We start from the raw sequence: 20,374 nt of genomic DNA on the forward strand, positions 1-20,374 counted from the left end.
CGTCATGCGGGCCTTTGTTTTTGGGGCTTTCGTTTGTCGTGATGTCCGTCAGACCGCCTGGCCGGCTGCGTAGCCCGAGGCCCAGGCCCACTGGAAGTTGTAACCGCCCAGGTGGCCGGTGACGTCCATGACTTCGCCGACGAAGTACAGGCCAGGCACTTTGCGCGCTTCCATGGTCTTCGACGACAGTTCCCGCGTGTCTACGCCGCCCAGTGTGACTTCCGCCTTGGCGTAGCCGAGGGTGCCGTTGGGCGTGATCGTCCAGCCGGCCAGCGCGGCGGCGATGGCGTCCAGCTCCTTCGGGTTGAACTGGTTGGCCGGGCGGTTCCAGCCGCGCTGCTCGCACCAGGCGTGGGCGAAGCGCTTGGGCAGGCGGTCGGCGAGCAGGTTGGAGAGCAGGGTCTTGCTGCGCGCCCGTTCGCCGAGCCAGGCGCGGACATCTTCTGTTGGGAACAGGTTGACGACGACCTGCCGGCCGCCGTCGCTATCGCCGTAGTCCCGCGCCTGCCAGTAGGACGATACCTGCAGGATCACCGGGCCGGAGAGGCCGCGGTGGGTGAACAACAGGTTCTCGCGGAAGTGTCCGGCGCCGCACTCGGCGACGGCGTCGAAGGCCATGCCGGCCAGTTCCTTGTAGATGGCCAGTTCTTCCGGCGGCAGCGTCAGCGGTACCAGCGCCGGCTTGGGCGGCACGATGGCGAGGCCGAACTGCTCAGCGATCCGGTAGCCCAGCGGCGAGGCGCCGATTTTCGGGATCGACAGGCCTCCGGTGGCTACCACCAGGCTTTCGCAGCTGAAATGGCCGTGGCTGGTGTCAAGCAGGAAGCGCGCCTCGGGCGTGCTGCCGGCCGTCACGCCGTTGAGCGTGTACGGCATCGCCCAGCGCACGTCGCCGTTTTCACATTCGGTGCGCAGCATGTCGATGATGTCCTGGGCCGAGTCGTCGCAGAACAGCTGGCCGTGTTCCCGCTCGTGCCAGGGGATGCCGTAGCGGGCCATCAGGTCGAGGAAGTCGGCGGGCGTGAAGCGGGCCAGCGCCGAGCGGCAGAATTGCGGGTTGCGTGACAGGTAGTTGGCGAGGCCGACCGTCAGGTTGGTGAAGTTGCAGCGGCCGCCGCCGGAGATGCGGATCTTCTCGGCGAGCTTGGCGGCGTGGTCGAGGATCAGCACGCGGCGGCCGCGCTGCCCGGCCTGGGCTGCGCACATCATGCCCGCCGCGCCGGCTCCGATCACGATGACGTCGAAGTGAGAGCCGGCTGCAGGTGGTTTGGTGTGCGGATTCATGGACTTGGCGAGCGAAGGTAAGGCCGGAAAGGGCGGGGAGGATAGACCCTGGCTTGCGCCAGGGCAAACACTGCTTACATCGTCATTTGCCTGAATGGCTTACGCTGCTAGGCTTGATGGATATTGAACGAAAAGCTCGCCTGCGCCATCCGCGCGGAGAACAAGGGACAAGAACATGATCGATAAGCTGCGCGCCGCCGGACGTCCGGCGAAATGGGCGCTGCGGGGGCTGGCGGCGGTGGCCCTGGTGGGCGTGGCGGGGTTCTGGATCGCCCCACCGCTGGTCAAATCGGTGGCCGAGAAGCAGCTCGGCGAGTTGCTGCATCGTCCGGTGACGATAGAGGGAGTCTCGATCAACCCCTACGCGCTGTCTGCCGAGGTGCGCGGCTTCCGCATGCTGGAGCCGGACGGCAAGAGCCCCGCGGCGAGCTTCGCGTCCCTGTACGTGAACGTGGAGGTGGAATCCCTGCTACGCGGCGGCGTGGTGGTGGAGGAGGTGACGTTGGTCGAGCCGATGGTCAGCGTGGTGCGCCTGGAAGGCCAGCGCTACAACTGGTCGGACGTCATCGACGAGATCCTCAACAAGCCCGACGACGGTTCCAAGACCCATTTCGCGGTGCATAACATCCGCGTCGAGAAGGGGCGTATCGATTTCGACGACCGTCCACTCAAGCAGAAGCAGGTGGTGTCTGATCTCAACCTGGGCGTGCCCTTTGTGTCCAACCTGCCGTCCCAGGTGGAGACCTTCGTCGAGCCGCTGCTGGCGCTGAAGGTGAATGGGGCGCCCTTTGTCGTGAAGGGCAAGTCCAAGCCGTTTTCCCTCAGCCGCGAGTCGGTGGTCGGCATCAAGTTCGATGGCTTCGACCTGACCCGCTACGTGGATTACCTGCCGGTAGAGAAGACCTTTCGCCTACCGAGTGCCAGGCTGTCGTCCGACCTGGAGCTGAGCTTCGCGCAGCCGGTGGGCCAGCCGCCCAGCGTGAGCGTCAAAGGCTCGGTCGGGCTGGACGGCGTCGAGGTGCAGCATGCTGACGGCCGGCCGGCGATCAAGCTGGCGGCCGTGAAAGTCGGCATCGACAAGCTGGCGCCGCTGGCAAGGGAGGTGGCCATCGGCACGGTCTCCATCGAAGGGCCTGACGTGACGGTGGCGCGCCAGCGCGACGGGGTGATCAGCCTACTCGCGCTGTTGCCAAAACCGGTCGTCGCCCCGGCACCCAAAGCGCCAACGCCGACCGAGCCGCCGAAAGCCGCCGAGGACAAGCCCTTCGCGCTGACGCTGAACGAGCTCAAGCTCACTGGCGGACGCGTCGCCTTCAGCGACGATCTGCCCGCCGGCCCTTTCCACAAGACGCTGCAGGAGTTGCACGTTTCCCTGCGCAAGTTCAGCTTGGCGGGCGGCACGCCGACGGAGCTGGAGGCCGGTTTTGCCACCGACGCGGGTGAGCATGTCGAGCACAAGGGCAGCGTGGACGTGGCGACCCTCAAGGCCTCCGGCACGCTGGAGCTGAGTGGACTCGACCTGGTCGGGCCGCGGCCGTATTACGCGCCTTTCCTGAAACAGGGCGAGGTGGCGTCCGGCAAGGTGGATGCACGCCTGGCGTATGATTTTGCACAGGAGTCCGGTGCGCCGAAGGTCCAGCTGAAGGCGGAGAGCGTCGCGCTGAAGGACCTGGGCGTGCGCCTGAAGGGTGACAAGACAGCGCTGGCCCGCGTCGGCCTGCTCGAACTGCGCGACACCGAGGTCGATACGGCCGCGTGCCGCGTGACGGTTGGAGAAGTGCTCGGCAAGGCGACGCGTCTGGCCGTTGTGCGCGGCAAGGATGGTCACTTCAATGCCGAGCAGTTCGCCGCCGCCGGCGATGCACCGGCCGCCAAGACGTCGGCCGCGCCGGCGCGCAAGCATGCTGCAGTGCCCGCCAAGAAGGCGCCGGCCGGTCCCGACTGGCAGGTGAGCGTCAAGCACGTTGCCCTCGACGACTGGGGTGTGCGCCTGGAGGACCAGACTCTTTCGCCGTCCATCGTCTTCAACGCAGAGCCGCTGGCCATCAAGGTGGATGGCTTGTCCACCGCCAAGGGCAGCAAGGCCAGGGTGGATCTGAGGGCGGCGATCAACAAGCGCGGCAAGATCGGCGTGGCCGGCACGGTCGGCCTTGCGCCGCTGGCCGGCAGCCTGGATCTGGACCTGAAGGCGGTCGACCTGGCCATGCTGCAGCCTTACGTGACCGAGAAGGTGAAGATCGCGATCACCCGCGGCAATGTGACCTCCCGCGGCAAGCTGGCCTTCGAACTGCCGGCGGCTGGCGGCATGAAGGGCGGCTTCAAGGGCAATCTGACGGTGGGCGACTTTGCGTCGGTGGACAAGCTCAATGCCGCCGACTTCCTGCGCTGGAAGTCCTTGTACTTCGGCGGCGTGGACATCCGTTTAGCTCCGCTGGCGGTCAGCATCGACGACATCGCTCTGAGCGACTTCTACACCCGCCTGATCCTCGACGCCCAGGGCGGCCTCAACATCCGCGAGATCACCGCCCAGCGGGCGCAGGAGCAGAAGGACGAACAGGACGCGGTGAAGAAGGCCAACGGTGGCAAGCTGTCCGCGCCCGGCGTGGCGACGGCGCAGCTTCCGGCCGCTGCGCCGGCCGAGCCGTTGCCGCCCGTGTCGATCAAGCGGATCACGCTGCAGGGCGGCAACATCGCCTACAGCGACCGCTTCATCCGGCCCAACTACGACGCCAACCTGACCGGCATGGGCGGGCGCCTGGTCGGCCTGTCGTCCGACCCGGGCACGATCGCCGAGCTGGAGTTGCGCGGCAAGGTGGACAACGCGGCGCCGGTGGAGATCGTAGGCAAGCTCAATCCCTTCCGCCAGGACAAGGCGCTGGACATCAAGGCCTCGGTGAAGGATTTCGAGCTGTCCGGCGTGTCCACCTACGCCGGCAAGTATGTCGGCTATGGCATCGAGAAGGGCAAGCTGTCGGCCACCGTCAATTACAAGATCGAGGACCGCAAGCTGACCGCCAGCAACCAGGTCTTCCTCGACCAGCTGACCTTCGGCGACAAGGTGGACAGCCCGGATGCCCTCAAGCTGCCGGTGCTGCTGGCGGTGTCGCTGCTGAAGAACAGCCGCGGCGAGATCGATCTGGACCTGCCGATCGGCGGTTCGCTGGACGATCCGCAGTTCAGCATCGGCGGCATCATCTGGAAGGTCCTCGTCAATCTGATCGGCAAGGCGATCACCTCGCCCTTTGCCTTGCTCGGTTCGATGTTCGGCGGCAACAGCGAGGAACTGGCCTGGCTGGAATTCGACCCCGGCTTCGCGCGCCTGCCCGACAGCGCCGAGCCCAAGCTGAAGGCCATCGCCAAGGCGATGACCGAGAAGACCGGCCTCAAGCTCGACATCGCCGGCCGCGTCGATCTGCAGACCGACCGCGAAGGCCTCAAGCACGCGGTCATGCTCGGCAAGGTCGAGGCGCTGAAGATCAAGGACATGGCGAAAAAGGGCGAGTCGCTCGGCGAGGATGGCCGCGTGCATATCGACGCCGCTGCCGAGTACCCGGCGCTGCTGACTCGCGTCTACAAGGACGAGAAGTTCCCGAAGCCCCGCAACCTGATCGGCCTCGCCAAGGACCTGCCAGTGGCGGAGATGGAGAAGCTGATTCTCGCCAACACCACCGTCAGCGACGAAGACCTGCGCCTGCTCGCCCAGCAGCGCGCCCAGGCGGCCAAGAACTGGCTGCTCGAGAAAGGGCAGGTGCCGGCCGACCGGGTCTTCCTGCTGGCGCCGCGGGAGGGCGACGACGGCAAGGCCAAGGCGAAGGCCAGCCGGGTGGATTTTTCCCTGCGTTGATGAAGGAGGAGATTCCGATGAGAGCGCAGAAGCTGGACGAGGCGCAGCGCCAGGCGGCGTTGGCAGATCTGGCGGGATGGCAGCTGGAGCCCGATCGCGACGCGATCCGCAAGCAGTTCCGGTTTCCCGATTTCAATGCGGCCTTCGGCTGGATGGCGCGGGTCGCGCTGATGGCGGAAAAACTCGATCACCATCCGGAATGGCGCAATGTCTATAACCGGGTGGAGGTTGTGCTGAGCACCCATGATGCCGGTGGGCTGACCGAACTGGATATCCAGCTGGCCCGTTTCATGGACCGGATCGCAGCCTGAACGGGCCGCCGCGTTTCCGCGGCGCAGCATGCTTAATGGTGAGCGGGGTGCTACTCTCCGCGGCCTGCCTGTACCGTCCTTGATGGTCTTGGCATTTTTCGAGCGTGCCCGTCATCGGGCTCCATTCGCGGGAAAGGACTGCCGATGCATCTGAGCTTTGACTGGAGCATGGCCCTGCGCCGTTCACGGCAGCGCGTGGCCGAAGCCCGCTCGGAGCAGGATGGCGGCCGTCGCAGCTGGAAGCGCTTTCCCTATGGCAATCGGGTCTATCGCTACGGCGGCACGGCCCTGTCGAGCAACTGGGCGCGCCTGCACCGGGGCGATCGGGAACCCTATCCTGACGTTGCCAGCGTGCATGCGCTGCTCGATGCGAATCCGGCTCTGCAGGCTCATGTACCGGATCCGGCGGCTGCCGCGCAGCAGGTCGAGGAGGCTTGGCGTGCCTATCATGCGGGGGATTTCGCGGATGCCGTCGAATACGGCTTGGCGGCAGGTCCGGTGGGGCTGGTAGCGGCCGCGCGGGCGGCCGTCGTTTATGCCGCCCACCTGGAAGAGGACGAACTGCGACGTACCCGCATCCTCGATGAAACGCTCGGATTCTGCACGGCGTTGACCGAACTGGCGCCGAACTGGGCCAACGCCTGGTATGTGCATGGCCTGGCGCTGGGGCGCTACAGCCAGAGCATCTCGGTGGTGAAAGCGCTGGCCCGTGGCCTCGGTGGCAAGGTGCGGGATTGCCTGCAGCGCGTCGTCGAGCTGGATAACGACCACGCCGACGCCTATGTAGCGTTGGGCGTCTACAACGCCGAAGTGATCGACAAGATCGGCAGCGTGGTGGCCGGCCTGACCTATGGCGCCCGCAAGGAGGCCGTCATCGAGCACTTCGAGACGGCCCGCAAGCTCAATCCCCAGTCGCCGGTTGTGTTGGCGGAATACGCCCGCTCGACCTTGCTGGCCTTCGGCGCCGCGCAGCACGGCCGTGCCCACGAACTGTTTGCGGCCGCCGGGGCGTGCCAACCGGTGGATGCGCTGGAGCGCCTGGACGTGGAGTGGGCCCTAGGCGAAACCGAGTAGATATCGGCGGCAGCCCTGGGATCGGGCGACCGCCGGGAGGCCTCAGCCCTTGGCGCGGATCAGGCGCGCCTTCTCGCGATCCCAGTCGCGTTCTTTCTCGGTTTCCCGTTTGTCGTACTGCTTCTTGCCCTTGGCGAGGCCGACGCTGATCTTCACGCGGCCCTTGGCGTAATGCAGGTCGAGTGGCACCAGTGCATAACCGGCGCGTTCCACCTTGCCGATCAGCTTGGCGATTTCCTCGGCGTGCAGCAGCAGCTTGCGGGTGCGGGTCGGGTCGGGATGCACGTGGGTGGAGGCGGACTCCAGCGGCGTGATGTGCATGCCGACGATGAAGATCTCGGCGCTACGGATCACCACGTAGCTTTCCTTGATGTTGGCACGCCCGGCGCGGATGCCCTTGACCTCCCAGCCCTCGAGCACGAGGCCGGCTTCGTATTTTTCCTCGATGAAATAATCGTGGAAGGCCTTGCGGTTGTCGATGATGCTCATTGGCGTAGGCTTGAACGGACGCGTAAAATCGCGCATTTTAACAGCTCGTTAGTTCGCCCGCGCTCCAATGGCAGCCGTCAAGAAAACCGTTCTGATCGAATTCACTCCGGCCCAGATGTTCGATCTGGTGGACCGCTGCGAGGATTACCCCAAGTTCCTGCCCTGGTGTGGCGGAAGCGAGGTGCATGGCCGTGACGAGAAGGTCACCAAGGCCACGTTGCACATCAACTACCACGGCATCAAGTCCCATTTCAGCACCGAAAACGACAAGGACTATCCGCGGCACATGCACATCCGCCTGACCGATGGGCCGTTCACGCACCTGGACGGTAGCTGGGAGTTCATCTCGCTCGGCGATGCCGCCTGCAAGGTCGAGTTCAACCTGCACTATGAGTTTTCCAACCGCCTGATCGAGAAGGCGGTGGGGCCGGTGTTCAGCCACATCGCAAATACTTTCGTCGATTCCTTCGTCAAGCGCGCCTCGCAAATCTATCGCAAGGGCTGACCATGTCCGATTCGATCAACGTCGAAGTCTGCTATGCGCTCAAGGAGCGCCAGGAAATCGTGCGCCTCAGGTTGCCGGCGGGCAGCACGGTGCAACGGGCAGTGGAGGCCTCGGGCCTGCTGCAGAAGCATCCCGAGATCGATCTGGCCAAGACCAACAAGCTCGGCGTATTTGCCAAGCTGGTCAAGGCCGATACGGTGTTGCGGGACAAGGACCGGGTCGAGATCTATCGGCCCTTGATCGCCGACCCCAAGGAGGTGCGCCGCAAGCGTGCCGAAGAGGGGAAGGTCATGAAGAAGGGCGGCGGTCCGGCGGACGTCTGAGCCTATCGGCTGTACGGCGTCGCCCTACTTGCAGGATCGTTCCAGATATTGGCGGATGCGTGCGACGTCGCTCGCGCGTTCGTCATCACCGATGTAGACCTGTTCGCCGGCGTCGTTGGGGCGCATTACCGGCTGGCCAGCTTCCAGGCCGGCCAGCTGCTGGCGAAAGCGTGTGCAGTCCTGTTGTAGCTGTTCGTCCGCCTGTTTCTGGTTGCGGGCCTTTTCTTCCGCTTCTTCTGCCGCCGCACGGCGCTTTTTGAACGCCAGCTCCTTTTCCGCGATGCTCTGTTGGGGCGCGCCGACGCCTGCTTCTGATGCTGCAGGGCGCGGCGCCAGCGGCGCCTGTTTCACCGTACGGACCTGGGCATTGGGGGGTGGGGCGTCGGAGTAATGGACATGGCCGCTGGCGTCCTTCCAGCTGTAGATGGCCTGGGCGAGGACCGCCGGAGCGGCACAGGCCAGAAGGACAAAAAGGAACTTGCGCGGCATTCGATACTCCGGTAGGACAAACTTTTGCCGCCGGGCGGCTAACTGCGTATAATACGGATTTGGTTCTAGGGATTAAAGCCATGCGAGTGATCCAGAAGGCGCTGACGTTTGATGACGTCCTTCTCATCCCCGCCCATTCGAGCGTTCTCCCGCGCGACGTCAGCCTCCAGACGAAACTCACGCGCAACATTACCCTGAATATTCCGCTGGTATCCGCCGCGATGGATACCGTCACCGAAGCACGCCTCGCCATTGCGCTCGCGCAGGAAGGCGGGATCGGGATCATCCACAAGAACCTGACCCCCCAGCAGCAGGCAGCCGAAGTAGCCAAGGTAAAACGTTTCGAATCGGGCATCCTCAAGGACCCGATCACCATCCCGCCGACCATGACGGTCCGCGAGGTGCTCACCCTGACCCGCACCCACAAGTTCTCTGGCCTGCCGGTGGTGGATGGCGGCAAGGTGATCGGCATCGTCACCAACCGTGACACCCGTTTCGAGACCAATCTCGATCAGCCCGTCTCGGCGATCATGACGCCCCAGTCGCGCCTGGTCACGGTCAAGGAAGGCACCAGCCTCGACGAGGCCCGTGCGCTGATGCACAAGCACCGCCTGGAGCGCGTGCTGGTGCTGAGCGAAGACGGCGGCCTGGCCGGCCTCATCACCGTCAAGGACATGATGAAGTCCACCGAGCACCCGCTCGCCTCCAAGGACAGCCTCGGCCGTCTGCGTGTCGGCGCTGCCATCGGTGTCGGTGCTGGTACCGAGGAGCGTGCTGCACTGCTGGCCGAAGCCGGCGTTGACGTGATCGTCGTCGATACCGCCCACGGCCACTCCCAGGGCGTGCTTGACCGCGTGAATTGGGTCAAGAAGAACTTCCCGAAGGTGGACGTCATCGGCGGCAACATCGCCACCGCAGCGGCAGCCCTGGCGCTCGTCGAAGCGGGCGCGGACGGCGTCAAGGTCGGTATCGGCCCCGGCTCCATCTGCACCACCCGTATCGTTGCCGGTGTCGGCGTGCCGCAGATCACCGCGGTCGACAACGTGGCAACGGCGCTGGCCAACTCCGGCGTGCCGATGATTGCCGACGGCGGCATCCGCTACTCCGGCGACATCTCCAAGGCCATCGCGGCCGGTGCCAACGTCGTGATGCTCGGCGGCCTGTTCGCCGGCACCGAGGAAGCGCCGGGCGAAACCGTGCTGTTCCAGGGTCGTTCCTACAAGTCCTACCGGGGCATGGGTTCCCTCGGTGCCATGCAACAGGGCGCCGCGGACCGTTACTTCCAGGACAACGAAGGCAATGTGGACAAGCTGGTGCCGGAAGGCATCGAAGGCCGCGTCGCCTACAAGGGCCCGGTGACGGCAGTGATCCACCAGCTGATGGGCGGCCTGCGTGCCTCCATGGGCTACGTTGGTTGCGCCACCATCGACGAGATGCGCGCCCGCGCCGAGTTCGTCGAGATCACCTCGGCCGGCATCCGCGAATCCCACGTCCATGACGTGCAGATCACCAAGGAAGCGCCGAACTACCACGTGGATTGAGTTTTTCCGGTCCCGTGCATCAAGGGCAGCCTGCGGGCTGCCCTTGTTCGTTGACGGGCCGCGGCCGGTGGCGGGATGTCATTTCGGGCCCGGATAATCGTAATGATCAGCGCGCCGGTGCTGAACCTATCGCCGAAAACCCACTCCACATAGCCATGCTGACCCGAACCCGAACCGATTCCTCATCCACGGTGGCTGCGTTGGCGCCCGTGGTCGACGTCAAACATCTGAGCCGCACCGTTGCCACCGACGATGGTGGCGCGTTGCACATCCTGGAGGACGTCTCCTTCAGCATCGCCGCCGGCGAGGCGGTGGCCATCGTCGGTGCGTCCGGTTCCGGCAAGTCTACGCTGCTGGGCTTGCTGGCCGGGCTGGATTCGCCGTCCGGCGGCTCGGTGCATATCCGCGGGCAGGACCTGTTCGCCCTCGACGAGGATGGCCGTGCGGCGCTGCGCGGCGAGTGCGTGGGCTTCGTGTTCCAGTCTTTCCAGCTGCTGCCGGCACTGACGGCCCTCGAGAACGTGATGCTGCCGTTGGAACTGGCCGGGCGGAAGGATGCCCGCCAGGAAGCGGAGGGCTGGCTGCAGCGGGTCGGCCTGGGGAGTCGCCTGGGGCATTACCCGCGCCAGCTGTCCGGCGGCGAGCAGCAGCGCGTCGCGGTGGCCCGCGCCTTCGCGCCGCGTCCGGCCTTGGTGCTGGCCGACGAGCCGACCGGCAACCTGGACGTGGCCACCGGCGAGGCGGTCATCGAGCTGATGTTTTCCCTCAACGTCGAATCCGGCACGACCCTCGTATTGGTGACCCATGACACCAGCCTGGCGGAGCGCTGTGGGCGCAGCTTGCGGCTGTCCGCCGGCAAGCTGGTGTAGAAACGGGCTCGGGGAGGCTGCTCTCCGGGACGTTCAGCACGGGCGGCGCCAGGCTTTGCGGGCACAGCAATGTGCGCCCACCTGCTCATTGTCTGGACAGGCTGCAGCTACGGGAGAATCTGTTCCTTCAAGCCGCAGCGTTTGAGGATGCTGCGACCGGCTTGTACGCCGCTGCGGACGGCCGACTCGATCGTGGCCGGGTAGTCCGACGCAACGTAGTCGCCGGCCAGCCACAGGCCGGGCTGCGGCGTGGTGACGCCGGGGCGGACGAGGCCCGGCGTGCATGAGAAGGTGGCGCGCTTCTCGGTGATGATCTGCGACCAGGCCAATGTCGGCAGCGGGCCGAGGACATGCTGCAGCTCCTGCAGCAGCGCGACTTCCAACCCCTCCTTGCTGATCTCCTGGTGGGCGCCGCGGGCGCTGATGACCACGCTGACGAGTCCTTGCTCGCCGCCCAGGGCTGCGCGGTCGAAGGCCCACTGGCCGTAGCCGCCGCTGAGGCCGATCATCGGCTCCGGGAAGTTCAGCGGTCCGTCGAAGGCCAGCCAGGCCGTTACAATGGGTTCGTGGCGCAGCGCGGCGAGGCTGTCCACCACTGGCGCCATCGCCGGCAGTGTCTCCACCAGCGGTGCGACGTGATAGGGCGCGGTGGCGATCACAACATGTTCGAACAGCGTGGTCCACGGGTCTCCGTCGAGCCGGTAGCCACCGCCGATGCTCTCGATGGCCTTGATCGGTTCGGCGATGCGCACTGTGTGGCCGCGCATCGCCAGCCAACGGGATGCCGGCACGGGGAACAGCTCGGACAGGTCGAGCCGCGGCAGCAGCAGGTCGGACGCCGAGGCACCGGCGGCCAGGCTGTCGCGCAGTACGTTGGCGAAGACCTGCGCCGACGCGTCGGCGACCGGCGTGTTGAGGGCTGCCACGCACAGGGGTTCCCAGATCAGGCGGGTCAGTCTGTCGGTCTGGGCGGTTTCGGCGAGCAGTTCGGCGACCGGCCGATCCGGTTCGACGCGGAATTTGCGGGTCTTGAGGCTGCGCATCAGCCGCGCCATCGCCAGCTTGTCGCGCCAGTCCAGGCCCTTGGCGCCGAGCAGGCCGATGGCCAGGTGCAGCGGCGCCGGTAGTGGGGCGGCGCGCAGCGCGCATTCGCCCGGATAGACCAGGGCCAGCTTGCGCGTCTCCAGCACGCTCGGCCTGACGCCGACCAGGCGCAGCAGGCGCAGGGTTTCGGTGTAGGCGCCGAGCAGGATGTGCTGGCCGTTGTCCACCCGGTAGCCGTCCTTGTCCACGACACGGGCGCGTCCGCCGAGCACTCGCGACGATTCGAACAGTGTGACCTTGGCTCCGCCGCGGGCCAGCGTGACGGCGGCCGCGAAGCCGGCGTAGCCGCCGCCGATGACGGCGATGTCGGGGCCGGTGTGCATCAGCCGCGCAGCCAGGTGCGCCCGGCGATCCAGATCTTGCGCAGCGGCGTCAGCGAGGTGCGGCGGTCGAGCACCTGGAAGCCGTCGGCCTCGATCTCGTCGAGCAGCGTGCGGTAGATCGCCGCCATCACCAGGCCGGGGCGCTGGGTCTTGCGGTCCTCGTCGGGCAGCAGCGCGAAGGCCTGGTCGTAGAACTGGCGCGCGCGCTGGGTCTGGAAGGCCATCAGCTCGCGGAAGTTGTCCGAATGCTGGCCGTCGAGGATCTGCCGGGCCGGCACGTTGAAGCGCTGCAGCTCGTCGATGGGCAGGTAGATGCGGCCGCGGCGGGCGTCCTCGCCCACGTCGCGGATGATATTGGTGAGCTGGAAAGCCATGCCCAGATCGTGGGCGTACTTCTGGGTCTGGCGGTTGTTGTAGCCGAAGATCTCGGCGGACAGCAGGCCGACCACGCTGGCCACGCGGTAGCAGTACAGCTGCAGCGCCTTCCAGTCCAGGTAGCGGGTCTGCTGCAGGTCCATCTGCATGCCGTCGATGATCTCGAGCAGTTGCTCGCGGGGCAGCGGGAACTGTTTGTTGATGTCCTTCAGGGCCTGGCCGACCGGGTGTTCCGGCGCGCCGTCATAGACCTGGGCCACCTGCATGCGCCACCAGTCGAGCTTGGCCTGGGCGATCTGCATGTCGTGGCATTCGTCCACCACGTCGTCTACTTCCCGGCAGAAGGCGTACAAGGCGGTGATCGCCTGGCGCCGCTCGGGGGGCAGGAACATGAAGCTGTAGTAGAAGCTGGAGCCGCTGCTGGCGGCCTTCTCCTGGCAATAGGCGTGGGGGTCGGTCATGGGGCGCTACCGGGTAAGGGCGCGCCAGGCGAGGCGCGGCCAGTCTGTCTTGCCGAGGGTCGGACGGCGGCGGAACACGTCGTAGCCGTTCGCCTCGATCTTGTCGAGTATCGCAAGTCCGCCCTGTACCACGAGGCGCAGCTCCCAGCCGATGCGGCCGGGCAGGCGGTGGGCGAGGGGGGCACCGCGCAGCATCATGCAGCGGGTGCGCTGGATCTGGAAATCCATCAGCGCGGTGAAATGCGGCGTTACGCGGCCGTCGGCGATGCAGGCTTCGCTGACGCCGAAGCGTTCGAGTTCGGCCAGTGGCAGGTAGATGCGCTTCTTCTGCCAGTCCACCGCCACGTCCTGCCAGAAATTGATGAGTTGCAGGCTGGTGCAGATCAGATCCGACGCTGCCAGGTTGTCCGGCGTAGCCTCGTCATAGAGGTGCAGCAGCAGGCGCCCGACTGGGTTGGCCGAGCGGCGGCAGTAGTCGCACAGTTCGTCGAAGTCCGCGTAGCGGGTCTTGCCCACGTCCTGGCTGAAGGCGTCCAGCAGATCCCGGAAGAGCTGCATCGGCAGCCCGAAGTCGCGGATGTTGCGGCTCAGGCGCTTGAAGACCGGCTCCAGTGTCGGGTCGTCGAAAGGGCCGTACTGCTCGATGGCCAGCAGTGCCCGCTTGTAGTCGTTGAGGCGTGCCAGGCGCATGATCGGTGTCGCATCGCCCTCGTCGGCGATGTCGTCGGCGCTGCGGGCAAAGGCGTAGATGGCCTCTACCGGCTCGCGCAGGTGCGCCGGCAGCAGGAAGGAGGCGACGGGAAAGTTCTCGTAGTGTTCGACGGGCATCGGCGCGCGGAGTATACCCGTGGTGCCTGGCCGCGGGCTGCGGCAATGCCGGCGTGGCCGGGAATTTCCGCGGCAGAGGTCACTGCGGAGGCAAATTCGCTCCTTGCTATGTCCGGACGGTGTCCGTCGAGGCGTGAATGTGCTCCCATGGTCCGGATGGGAACCAATCACCGCCATGGCCGAACTCATCAGCTGATTCCTGTTTCTTTTCTCGTCCAGCCGCCCAGCTTCGTCTCTGCCCATGCTCGAAATCGAAAACCTGTCCCGCAGCTTCAATGGCCGCAGCGTGTTGCGGGACATCTCCCTGCGCCTCGCGCCCGGCGAGTACGTGGCCATCGTCGGTGAGTCGGGGGTCGGCAAGTCCACGCTGTTGAACCTGATCGCCGGGCTGGACCGGCCCGATGGCGGCCGGCTGCGCCTCGATGGCGAGGATTACGCCCAGTGCGACGAGGACGCACTGACCCGCCTGCGCCGGGACAAGCTGGGCTTCGTGTTCCAGGCCTTCCACATCCTGCCGCATCTCAACGTGGCCCAGAACGTGGCGTTGCCCCTGTGGCTGCAGGGCGTCGAGCGGGACGCCGCCAACGGCCCGGCCCGCCAGCTGCTCGACGCGGTGGGGCTGGGGGCGCGGGGCGACAGCTGGCCGCGGGAACTGTCGGGCGGCGAGATGCAGCGGGTCGCCATCGCCCGGGCGCTGGTCCATGCGCCGCGGCTGGTGCTGGCCGACGAGCCGACCGGCAACCTGGATCCGGCCAACGCGGCGCGGGTGCTGGCCCTGCTGGCCGAGCGCGTTCGCGCCGCCGAGGCGATCGGCATCCTGGTCACCCATTCCCTTGAGGCGGCGGCCACTGCCGACCGCACGCTGTACCTGACGGCGGAGGGGCTGCGCGGGTGAGCGGACAGGTGATGGGGTGGAGGCGCCTGGCGCCGGTGTTCCTCGGCTCCCTGGCCCGGCGGCGGCTGGCGACGCTGTTCTCGCTGGTCGCCATCGTGCTCGGCGTGGCGCTGGGCATGGCCGTGCAGGCAGTGCACGAGGCGGCCCTGTCGGAGTTCGACCGGGGCCTGCGCAGCATGGCGGGCGCGGCGGATCTGCAGGTGGTCGGGCCGCGCGGTGGTTTCGACGAGCAGCTTTACGCGCAGCTGGCGGCCCGCCCGGACGTGGCCGAGGCCAGCCCGGTACTGGAGGTCGAGGCGCGGCTGGTGGGGCGCGAGGAGTCCTTGCAGGTGGTGGGCGTCGATGCCTTCGTACTGGCGCGGGTCACGCCACAGTTGCTGCCCCGCGCCGACAGCGGCGACCGTTTCGCGATCTTCGCCGGCGACGGTGTGTTTCTGTCCCGCGCGGCGGCCGAGCGGCTCGGCGTGAAGACGGGCGATCTGCTGCGCGTGCAGGCCGGCAGCGCAGAGGTTGTGCTGAAAGTGGCCGGCGACCTGCCGGCGCTGGGCGACGACCGCCGCCTCGGCGTGATGGACATCGCCGCCGCGCAGACCCTGTTTGGCAAGCTTGGCCGCCTGAGCCGCATCGACCTGCGCCTGCGCGACGGTGTCGATGCGGAAGCCGCCCGACGCAGCCTGCAGGCCGTACTGCCGGACGGCGTGCTGGTGGAGACGCCGGCTGCCGAGGCGGACCAGGCGGCCAACCTGTCGCGGGCCTACCGCGTCAACCTGACCCTGCTGGCGGCGATTGCGCTGCTCACCGGCGGTTTCCTGGTCTTCTCGGCGCAGGCTTTGTCGGTGGTGCGCCGGCGCAGCGAGTTCGCCTTCCTGCGCGCCATCGGCCTGCCCCGGCGAACCCTGTTCGGCTGGTTGGTCGGCGAGGGCGCTGTGGTCGGCCTGCTTGGTGGCATCCTCGGTGTGGCCGTCGGCCATGGTCTGGCGTGGGGGGCGCTGGCGCTGCTCGGTGGCGACCTGGGGGCTGGCTACTTCTCCGGCCTGGCACCGCGCCTCCAGTTCCAGCCGCTGGCCAGTGCGATCTATGCGCTGCTTGGTGTCGTGGCTGGCGTGGCTGGTGCGTGGTCGCCGGCCAAGGAGGCTGCGACGGTGGCGCCGGCCCAGGCCCTGAAGGCGGGCGACGAGGCAGCGCTGCACGGCGGGCGCGGCCATCCGCTGTTCGGCCTGGCTCTATTGGCCGGCAGCCTGGTGGCCTGCGCGATCCCGCCGGTGGATGGCCTGCCCTTCGGCGGCTATCTGGCGGTGGCCTGCGTGCTCGCCGGGGCGGTGCTGCTGTTGCCGTCCATCGCCGCGTTGCTGGCTCGTCTGATGCCGGTTGGCGGACCGGTCGCGGCGCGCTTGGCCGTGGCCCGGCTGGCGGCGGCGCCCGGCCACGCGGTGGTGGCGGCCGCCGGCGTGCTGACCAGCGTTGCGCTGGCGGCGGCGATGGCGATCATGGTGGCGTCCTTCCGGGATTCGGTGGACCAGTGGCTGACCCAGCTGCTGCCGGCCGACCTCTATCTGCGGGCCGGCCGCGCCCAGTCCGGCAGCTATCTGGACGAAGCCCTGCAGGCGCGCATCGTCGCGACCGCCGGTGTCGGGTCCGTGGCCTTCACCCGCCACGACGGGCTACGCCTGGCCGCCGGGCACGCACCGGTGGCGCTGCTGGCGCGGCCGGTGTCGGCCGCTGGCGGCGGGCTGCCGTTGGTCGGCCAGCCGCTTGCCGTGAATGGGCCGTCGCTATGGATCTCCGAGGCCGTACAGGACTTGTACGGCTGGCGGCCCGGCCAGCAGGTCGAGCTGCCGCTGGCCGGCAAGCCGGTGCGCCTGACGGTGGCCGGTGTGTGGCGCGACTACGCACGCCAGACCGGCGCGGTGATGATCGACCTCGACAGCTATCGCCGCCTGACCGGCGACCGCCTCGTCAACGACGCGGCGATCCACCTCGCGCCCGGTGCGGATGCGCTGCGTACGGCCAACGCGCTTACCACACTGGCCGGCCCAGGTGTGCTGGAGCTGGCCTTCCCCGGGGAGATCCGCACGATTACCCTGCGCATCTTCGACCGTACCTTCGCGGTGACCTACCTGCTTGAGGCTGTGGCGGTGGCCATTGGCCTGGCTGGTGTGGCGGCCAGCTTCGCGGCGCTGGCGGCGGCTCGCCGGAAGGAGTTCGGCATGCTGCGCCACCTGGGGCTGACGCGCCGCCAGATCGGCTGGATGCTGGCCCAGGAGGGCGCGCTGGCGGCCGGTGTCGGTGTGTTGGCCGGCCTGCTGGCGGGTGGGGCGATCGGGTTGGTGCTGATCGAGGTGGTCAATCGGCAGAGCTTCCACTGGAGCATGGATCTGCATGTGCCGTGGCTGTCGCTACTGACTTTCGGCGGTGGGCTGGTGGCGCTGGCGGCCTTGGCTGCGGTGCTCGCCGGACGCCAGGCGATGCGCCAGGATGCGGTGCTGGCGGTGAGGGAGGACTGGTGATGGAACGACGTCTTTTCCTGCTGGCGCTGGCCCTTGGGGCGGCGGGGCGTGCCGCGGCGGCGGTGGATTTTGCGCCGGTGCTGCCGGGCCGGCGGCTGGTCTTTCCGGTCGACCACGGGGCTCATCCTGATTTCCGTACCGAGTGGTGGTACGCCACCGGTTGGCTGAGCCTGCCGGACGGCAGTCCGCTGGGCTTCCAGACCACCTTCTTCCGCGTCCGCACCGGCGTGGGTGAGGATAGCCCGAGCGCCTTCGCGCCGCGCCAGCTGATCCTCGCCCACGCGGCGATTGCCGATCCGCGCCTGGGGCGCCTGCGCCACGGGGAACGTTCGGCGCGGGTCGGTTTCGGGCGGGCTGGCTTCGCGCTGGGGCAGACCGGCGTGTGGGTCGGCGACTGGCGCTTCGCGCTGGATGGCGGGCGCTATCGCGCCGAAGTGCATGCCGACGATTTCGCCTACGCGCTGGAGCTGCAGCCGGCTGGTCCGCCGCTGCTCAACGGGCAGGGCGGCTTCAGCGCCAAGGCAGCCGATCCGCGCCATGCCAGCTACTACTACAGCCGTCCACAGCTGGCGGTGAGTGGCAGCGTGACCGTTGACGGGAAGCGACAGCCGGTGCGCGGGAAGGCCTGGCTGGACCACGAATGGTCCAGCGAACTACTGCCGGAGGGCGCCAAGGGCTGGGACTGGGTCGGCCTCAACCTGGACGATGGCAGCGCGCTGATGGCCTTCCGCCTGCGCGACGGGCAGGGCCAGGCACTGTGGGCGGCGGCGACGTGGCAGCTGGCCGGTGGCGGGGCGCGGGTCATGCGCCCAGCGGAGATCATCTTCACGCCCGGCCGGGAATGGCGTTCGCCGCGTACCGCCATCACCTATCCGGTGGAATGGCGGCTGCGCGTCGGGGAGCGAGAGTTCGGCCTGCGCCCCTTGTTCGATGACCAGGAGCTGGACAGCCGCCGCTCCACCGGCTCGGTGTATTGGGAAGGGGCGGTGCGGGTCGTCGAGGGCGGACGGGAAGTCGGCCGCGGCTACCTGGAGATGACCGGCTACGGGGAGCGCATCCGTGTTGGTTAGCGCTTGTTGCTGTGAGTTGGTGTGGACGTGTCGCGCCATTTGTTTGAATAGAGATAGAACATGAAACGCATCAAACTCGTCTTGTGGGCGTCCTTGCTGGTGCTTGCCGGGTTGTGGCTGCTGGCCGACGCCGATTTCCACCAGGAGCTGTTCCAGATGCGCTAACCGCGGGCGTAGCGCTCCAGCCCGTCGGCGAGGAAATCGAAGACCTGGCGGATGCGTGGCTCGTTGCGCAGATCTTCGTGCATCGCCAGCCACATCTCCAGTTCGAAGCGTACCTGGCCTGGTAGCACCGGCAGCAGCTCCGGGTGGCGCGCCGCGATGCCGGCCTGGCAGGCGCCGATGCCGAGGCCGGCGAGGAGGGCCGCATGCTGGGCGTGCTCGCTGTCGGAACGGAAGGCAAACTCATCGGGTGTCAGGGGCAGGCCGCTTTGCTGCAAGGCGCGCAGCGCACCCATGTCCCGGTCGAAGCCGATCAGCGCGTGGCCGCCCAACTCGTCGATCGCTGTCGGCAGGCCGCGCCGTTCCGCGTAGCGCGGGTGGGCGTACAAGCCGATGACCAGCGTGCCGAGGCTGCGCGCGACGAGGGCTTCCTGGCTCGGGCGGACCATGCGGACCGCGATGTCGGCCTCCCGCTGCAGCAGGTCTTCGTTGCGCTTGGTGAGGGCCAGTTCGATGCGGATCGCCGGGTGGGCGGCCTGCAACTCGGCGAGGATGGGCGGCAGTACTTCGCCGCCGATGGTTTCGCTGGCGGTGAGGCGCACGGTGCCGGTGATGTCGTCCTGGCCCGCGGAGGCGGCCCGCCGCAGCGCGCCTGCCTGCGCTGCCATCGCCTCGGCTGGTGCGGCCAGGCGGCGGGCTGCATCGGTGGCCTGCAGGCCGGTTGGCGTGCGGATGAACAGGGTGCAGCCGAGGGCGGCCTCCAGGGCTTCCAGGCGGCGTCCGATGGTTGGCTGCGTGGTGCCAAGGGCGCGTGCGGCCCCGGACAGGCTGCCTTCCCGCAAGACGTGCAGGAAGCTGCGGTAGAGATCCCAGTCGGGTTCGTCGGACGGTGTTGAGCTCATACGAAAATGTATAGCTGATCAAGATTTTTTGGTAATTTTCGTATAGGGTGCGAATCCCTACAGTGACGCCATTCCCATCGGATTGGACGTCACGACCATGAAATTCCTTTCTTCCCTGCTGTTGCTGGCTGGCTTCCTTGCTACCCCGGTTGCTGCCGAACATCCCACGTTTCGCCCCGAAACCCGTTTCCTGGAGCGGGAGGGCGGTCGCCTGGCCTATGACGACAGCGGCGGTGATGGTCTGCTGCTCATCGCGCTGCCCGGTATGGGCGATCTGCGCGCCCAGTACCGTTTCCTGCGCCCGCTGCTGGTGGCGGCCGGTTACCGGGTCGTCAGCATGGACGTGCGTGGGCAGGGCGAGTCGAGCGTGGCGTGGGCGGACTACTCGGCTCACGCGCTCGGCGGCGATGTGCTGGCGCTGATGGATCAGCTTGGTGCGCCATCGGCTGTCGTGCTCGGCAACTCCTTCGCTGCCGGCGCCGCCCTGTGGGCAGCCCATGATGCGCCGGAGCGGGTGCGCGGCGCGGTGTTGCTGGGGCCGGTTCTGCGCGATCTGCCGGCGTCGCCGTGGATGAGGGCTGCCCTGTGGCTGGGTTTTGCCGGTCCGTGGCGGACGGCGTTCTGGCTGAAGTACTGGGACAGCCTGTTTCCGCTGGCGCCGCCGCCTGACCAGGTGGCGCAGCGCGAGCACCTGGCCCGTAACCTGCGCGAACCGGGTCGCATGCAGGCGCTGGAGACGATGATCGGCTTGTCGAAAGCCGACACGGACGCGATCCTCGACCAGGTCCGCGTGCCCAGTCTGGTGGTGATGGGCAGCGACGATCCGGATTTCGCCGACCCAGCCGATGAGGCCCGTCTCATTACCGCGTTGCTGCGCAGCGAAAGCCTGCTGCTGGAGGGCGGCGGTCACTACCCCCATGTGGAAGCGCCGGAACTGGTTGCAGCGCGGGTCATGGCTTTTCTCGACCGCTTGCGGTGAGCCCGGTTTGATATGGATCAGCAGGTTGCGCCGGATGGC

At 67.4% G+C, this 20,374-nt stretch carries 18 protein-coding genes; 11 read left to right on the forward strand and 7 right to left on the reverse strand.

All coding sequences use genetic code 11. The features are described 5' to 3' along the window. Positions 1-48: 48 nt before the first annotated feature. Complete coding sequence (locus AC1PQG_RS05730) at positions 49-1,284, reverse strand: BaiN/RdsA family NAD(P)/FAD-dependent oxidoreductase (RefSeq protein ID WP_481121656.1); 1,236 nt, start codon at positions 1,282-1,284, stop codon at positions 49-51. 175 nt (positions 1,285-1,459) lie between these two features. On the opposite strand from AC1PQG_RS05730, the gene AC1PQG_RS05735 reads away from it, so the two are divergent. The 3 genes from AC1PQG_RS05735 (at position 1,460) to AC1PQG_RS05745 (ending at position 6,513) form a co-directional block, all read left to right on the forward strand. After that, the gene (locus AC1PQG_RS05735; RefSeq protein ID WP_481121657.1) at positions 1,460-5,128 is read left to right on the forward strand and encodes a DUF748 domain-containing protein; all 3,669 of its coding nucleotides are present in this window, start codon (positions 1,460-1,462) and stop codon (positions 5,126-5,128) included. A gap of 17 nt (positions 5,129-5,145) precedes the next feature. Continuing rightward, the gene (locus tag AC1PQG_RS05740; RefSeq protein ID WP_481121658.1) at positions 5,146-5,439 is read left to right on the forward strand and encodes a 4a-hydroxytetrahydrobiopterin dehydratase; all 294 of its coding nucleotides are present in this window, start codon (positions 5,146-5,148) and stop codon (positions 5,437-5,439) included. A 144-nt stretch (positions 5,440-5,583) separates the two neighbouring features. Beyond that, complete coding sequence (locus tag AC1PQG_RS05745; RefSeq protein WP_481121659.1) at positions 5,584-6,513, forward strand: hypothetical protein; 930 nt, start codon at positions 5,584-5,586, stop codon at positions 6,511-6,513. A gap of 42 nt (positions 6,514-6,555) precedes the next feature. On the opposite strand, the gene smpB is transcribed toward AC1PQG_RS05745, so the two are convergent. Then, the gene (gene smpB, locus AC1PQG_RS05750) at positions 6,556-7,002 is read right to left on the reverse strand and encodes an SsrA-binding protein SmpB (protein ID WP_481122973.1); all 447 of its coding nucleotides are present in this window, start codon (positions 7,000-7,002) and stop codon (positions 6,556-6,558) included. 67 nt (positions 7,003-7,069) lie between these two features. On the opposite strand from smpB, the gene AC1PQG_RS05755 reads away from it, so the two are divergent. Together AC1PQG_RS05755 and AC1PQG_RS05760 are read left to right on the forward strand one after the other, a co-directional pair. Then, positions 7,070-7,507, forward strand: coding sequence for a type II toxin-antitoxin system RatA family toxin (locus AC1PQG_RS05755; RefSeq protein WP_481121660.1), 438 nt, complete (start codon positions 7,070-7,072; stop codon positions 7,505-7,507). A gap of 2 nt (positions 7,508-7,509) precedes the next feature. After that, a complete protein-coding gene (locus AC1PQG_RS05760) occupies positions 7,510-7,830 on the forward strand; it encodes an RnfH family protein (protein ID WP_481121661.1) in 321 nt (106 codons plus the stop codon). Positions 7,831-7,854: 24 nt separating this feature from the next. Here the strand turns inward: AC1PQG_RS05760 and AC1PQG_RS05765 are convergent, their stop codons facing one another. Then, on the reverse strand, positions 7,855-8,319 hold the full coding sequence (locus AC1PQG_RS05765; protein WP_481121662.1) for a DUF4124 domain-containing protein: 465 nt from the start codon (positions 8,317-8,319) through the stop codon (positions 7,855-7,857). A gap of 80 nt (positions 8,320-8,399) precedes the next feature. Here AC1PQG_RS05765 and guaB point away from each other — a divergent pair, with 80 nt between their 5' ends. Together guaB and AC1PQG_RS05775 are read left to right on the forward strand one after the other, a co-directional pair. Continuing rightward, complete coding sequence (gene guaB, locus AC1PQG_RS05770; RefSeq protein ID WP_481121663.1) at positions 8,400-9,860, forward strand: IMP dehydrogenase; 1,461 nt, start codon at positions 8,400-8,402, stop codon at positions 9,858-9,860. A 155-nt stretch (positions 9,861-10,015) separates the two neighbouring features. Then, entirely contained in the window at positions 10,016-10,729 is a 714-nt protein-coding gene (locus AC1PQG_RS05775) for an ABC transporter ATP-binding protein (RefSeq protein WP_481121664.1), read from the forward strand. A 107-nt stretch (positions 10,730-10,836) separates the two neighbouring features. On the opposite strand, the gene hpnE is transcribed toward AC1PQG_RS05775, so the two are convergent. Genes hpnE through hpnC form a run of 3 tightly spaced genes read right to left on the reverse strand, consistent with a single transcriptional unit; the run spans position 10,837 to position 13,820 of the window. Then, entirely contained in the window at positions 10,837-12,156 is a 1,320-nt protein-coding gene (gene hpnE, locus AC1PQG_RS05780; RefSeq protein WP_481121665.1) for a hydroxysqualene dehydroxylase HpnE, read from the reverse strand. Beyond that, positions 12,156-12,992, reverse strand: coding sequence for a presqualene diphosphate synthase HpnD (hpnD, locus tag AC1PQG_RS05785; RefSeq protein WP_481121666.1), 837 nt, complete (start codon positions 12,990-12,992; stop codon positions 12,156-12,158). The genes hpnE and hpnD overlap by 1 nt, the downstream gene beginning before the upstream one ends. 6 nt (positions 12,993-12,998) lie before the next feature. Beyond that, on the reverse strand, positions 12,999-13,820 hold the full coding sequence (gene hpnC, locus AC1PQG_RS05790) for a squalene synthase HpnC (protein WP_481121667.1): 822 nt from the start codon (positions 13,818-13,820) through the stop codon (positions 12,999-13,001). A 241-nt stretch (positions 13,821-14,061) separates the two neighbouring features. On the opposite strand from hpnC, the gene AC1PQG_RS05795 reads away from it, so the two are divergent. The 3 genes from AC1PQG_RS05795 to AC1PQG_RS05805 are packed head-to-tail and all read left to right on the forward strand — an operon-like array spanning position 14,062 to position 18,292. Beyond that, positions 14,062-14,715: an ABC transporter ATP-binding protein gene (locus tag AC1PQG_RS05795; protein WP_481121668.1), complete on the forward strand. Its 654-nt coding sequence runs from the start codon at positions 14,062-14,064 to the stop codon at positions 14,713-14,715. A gap of 11 nt (positions 14,716-14,726) precedes the next feature. Next, positions 14,727-17,222 carry an FtsX-like permease family protein gene (locus tag AC1PQG_RS05800; protein ID WP_481121669.1) on the forward strand — a complete coding sequence of 832 codons (2,496 nt, stop codon included), beginning with the start codon at positions 14,727-14,729 and terminating at the stop codon, positions 17,220-17,222. After that, positions 17,222-18,292, forward strand: a complete 1,071-nt coding sequence (locus AC1PQG_RS05805) for a lipocalin-like domain-containing protein (protein WP_481121670.1) — start codon at positions 17,222-17,224, stop codon at positions 18,290-18,292. Before AC1PQG_RS05800 ends, AC1PQG_RS05805 begins: the two co-directional genes overlap by 1 nt. Positions 18,293-18,453: 161 nt before the next feature. On the opposite strand, the gene AC1PQG_RS05810 is transcribed toward AC1PQG_RS05805, so the two are convergent. Then, positions 18,454-19,356 (reverse strand): LysR family transcriptional regulator, encoded by a 903-nt coding sequence (locus tag AC1PQG_RS05810; RefSeq protein WP_481121671.1) that lies wholly within the window; start codon positions 19,354-19,356, stop codon positions 18,454-18,456. Between the two features lie 97 nt (positions 19,357-19,453). On the opposite strand from AC1PQG_RS05810, the gene AC1PQG_RS05815 reads away from it, so the two are divergent. After that, positions 19,454-20,335, forward strand: a complete 882-nt coding sequence (locus AC1PQG_RS05815; RefSeq protein WP_481121672.1) for an alpha/beta fold hydrolase — start codon at positions 19,454-19,456, stop codon at positions 20,333-20,335. The last annotated feature ends 39 nt before the right edge of the window (positions 20,336-20,374 follow it).

The organism is Zoogloea sp. GDB6 (genome assembly GCF_056724105.1).

Bases quoted from the DNA above. Each gene is read 5' to 3' on its own strand.
- AC1PQG_RS05730 (WP_481121656.1), bottom strand. From the start codon at position 1,284: ATGAATCCGCACACCAAACCACCTGCAGCCGGCTCTCACTTCGACGTC.
- AC1PQG_RS05735 (WP_481121657.1), top strand. From the start codon at position 1,460: ATGATCGATAAGCTGCGCGCCGCCGGACGTCCGGCGAAATGGGCGCTG.
- AC1PQG_RS05740 (WP_481121658.1), top strand. From the start codon at position 5,146: ATGAGAGCGCAGAAGCTGGACGAGGCGCAGCGCCAGGCGGCGTTGGCA.
- AC1PQG_RS05745 (WP_481121659.1), top strand. From the start codon at position 5,584: ATGCATCTGAGCTTTGACTGGAGCATGGCCCTGCGCCGTTCACGGCAG.
- smpB (WP_481122973.1), bottom strand. From the start codon at position 7,002: ATGAGCATCATCGACAACCGCAAGGCCTTCCACGATTATTTCATCGAG.
- AC1PQG_RS05755 (WP_481121660.1), top strand. From the start codon at position 7,070: ATGGCAGCCGTCAAGAAAACCGTTCTGATCGAATTCACTCCGGCCCAG.
- AC1PQG_RS05760 (WP_481121661.1), top strand. From the start codon at position 7,510: ATGTCCGATTCGATCAACGTCGAAGTCTGCTATGCGCTCAAGGAGCGC.
- AC1PQG_RS05765 (WP_481121662.1), bottom strand. From the start codon at position 8,319: ATGCCGCGCAAGTTCCTTTTTGTCCTTCTGGCCTGTGCCGCTCCGGCG.
- guaB (WP_481121663.1), top strand. From the start codon at position 8,400: ATGCGAGTGATCCAGAAGGCGCTGACGTTTGATGACGTCCTTCTCATC.
- AC1PQG_RS05775 (WP_481121664.1), top strand. From the start codon at position 10,016: ATGCTGACCCGAACCCGAACCGATTCCTCATCCACGGTGGCTGCGTTG.
- hpnE (WP_481121665.1), bottom strand. From the start codon at position 12,156: ATGCACACCGGCCCCGACATCGCCGTCATCGGCGGCGGCTACGCCGGC.
- hpnD (WP_481121666.1), bottom strand. From the start codon at position 12,992: ATGACCGACCCCCACGCCTATTGCCAGGAGAAGGCCGCCAGCAGCGGC.
- hpnC (WP_481121667.1), bottom strand. From the start codon at position 13,820: ATGCCCGTCGAACACTACGAGAACTTTCCCGTCGCCTCCTTCCTGCTG.
- AC1PQG_RS05795 (WP_481121668.1), top strand. From the start codon at position 14,062: ATGCTCGAAATCGAAAACCTGTCCCGCAGCTTCAATGGCCGCAGCGTG.
- AC1PQG_RS05800 (WP_481121669.1), top strand. From the start codon at position 14,727: ATGGGGTGGAGGCGCCTGGCGCCGGTGTTCCTCGGCTCCCTGGCCCGG.
- AC1PQG_RS05805 (WP_481121670.1), top strand. From the start codon at position 17,222: ATGGAACGACGTCTTTTCCTGCTGGCGCTGGCCCTTGGGGCGGCGGGG.
- AC1PQG_RS05810 (WP_481121671.1), bottom strand. From the start codon at position 19,356: ATGAGCTCAACACCGTCCGACGAACCCGACTGGGATCTCTACCGCAGC.
- AC1PQG_RS05815 (WP_481121672.1), top strand. From the start codon at position 19,454: ATGAAATTCCTTTCTTCCCTGCTGTTGCTGGCTGGCTTCCTTGCTACC.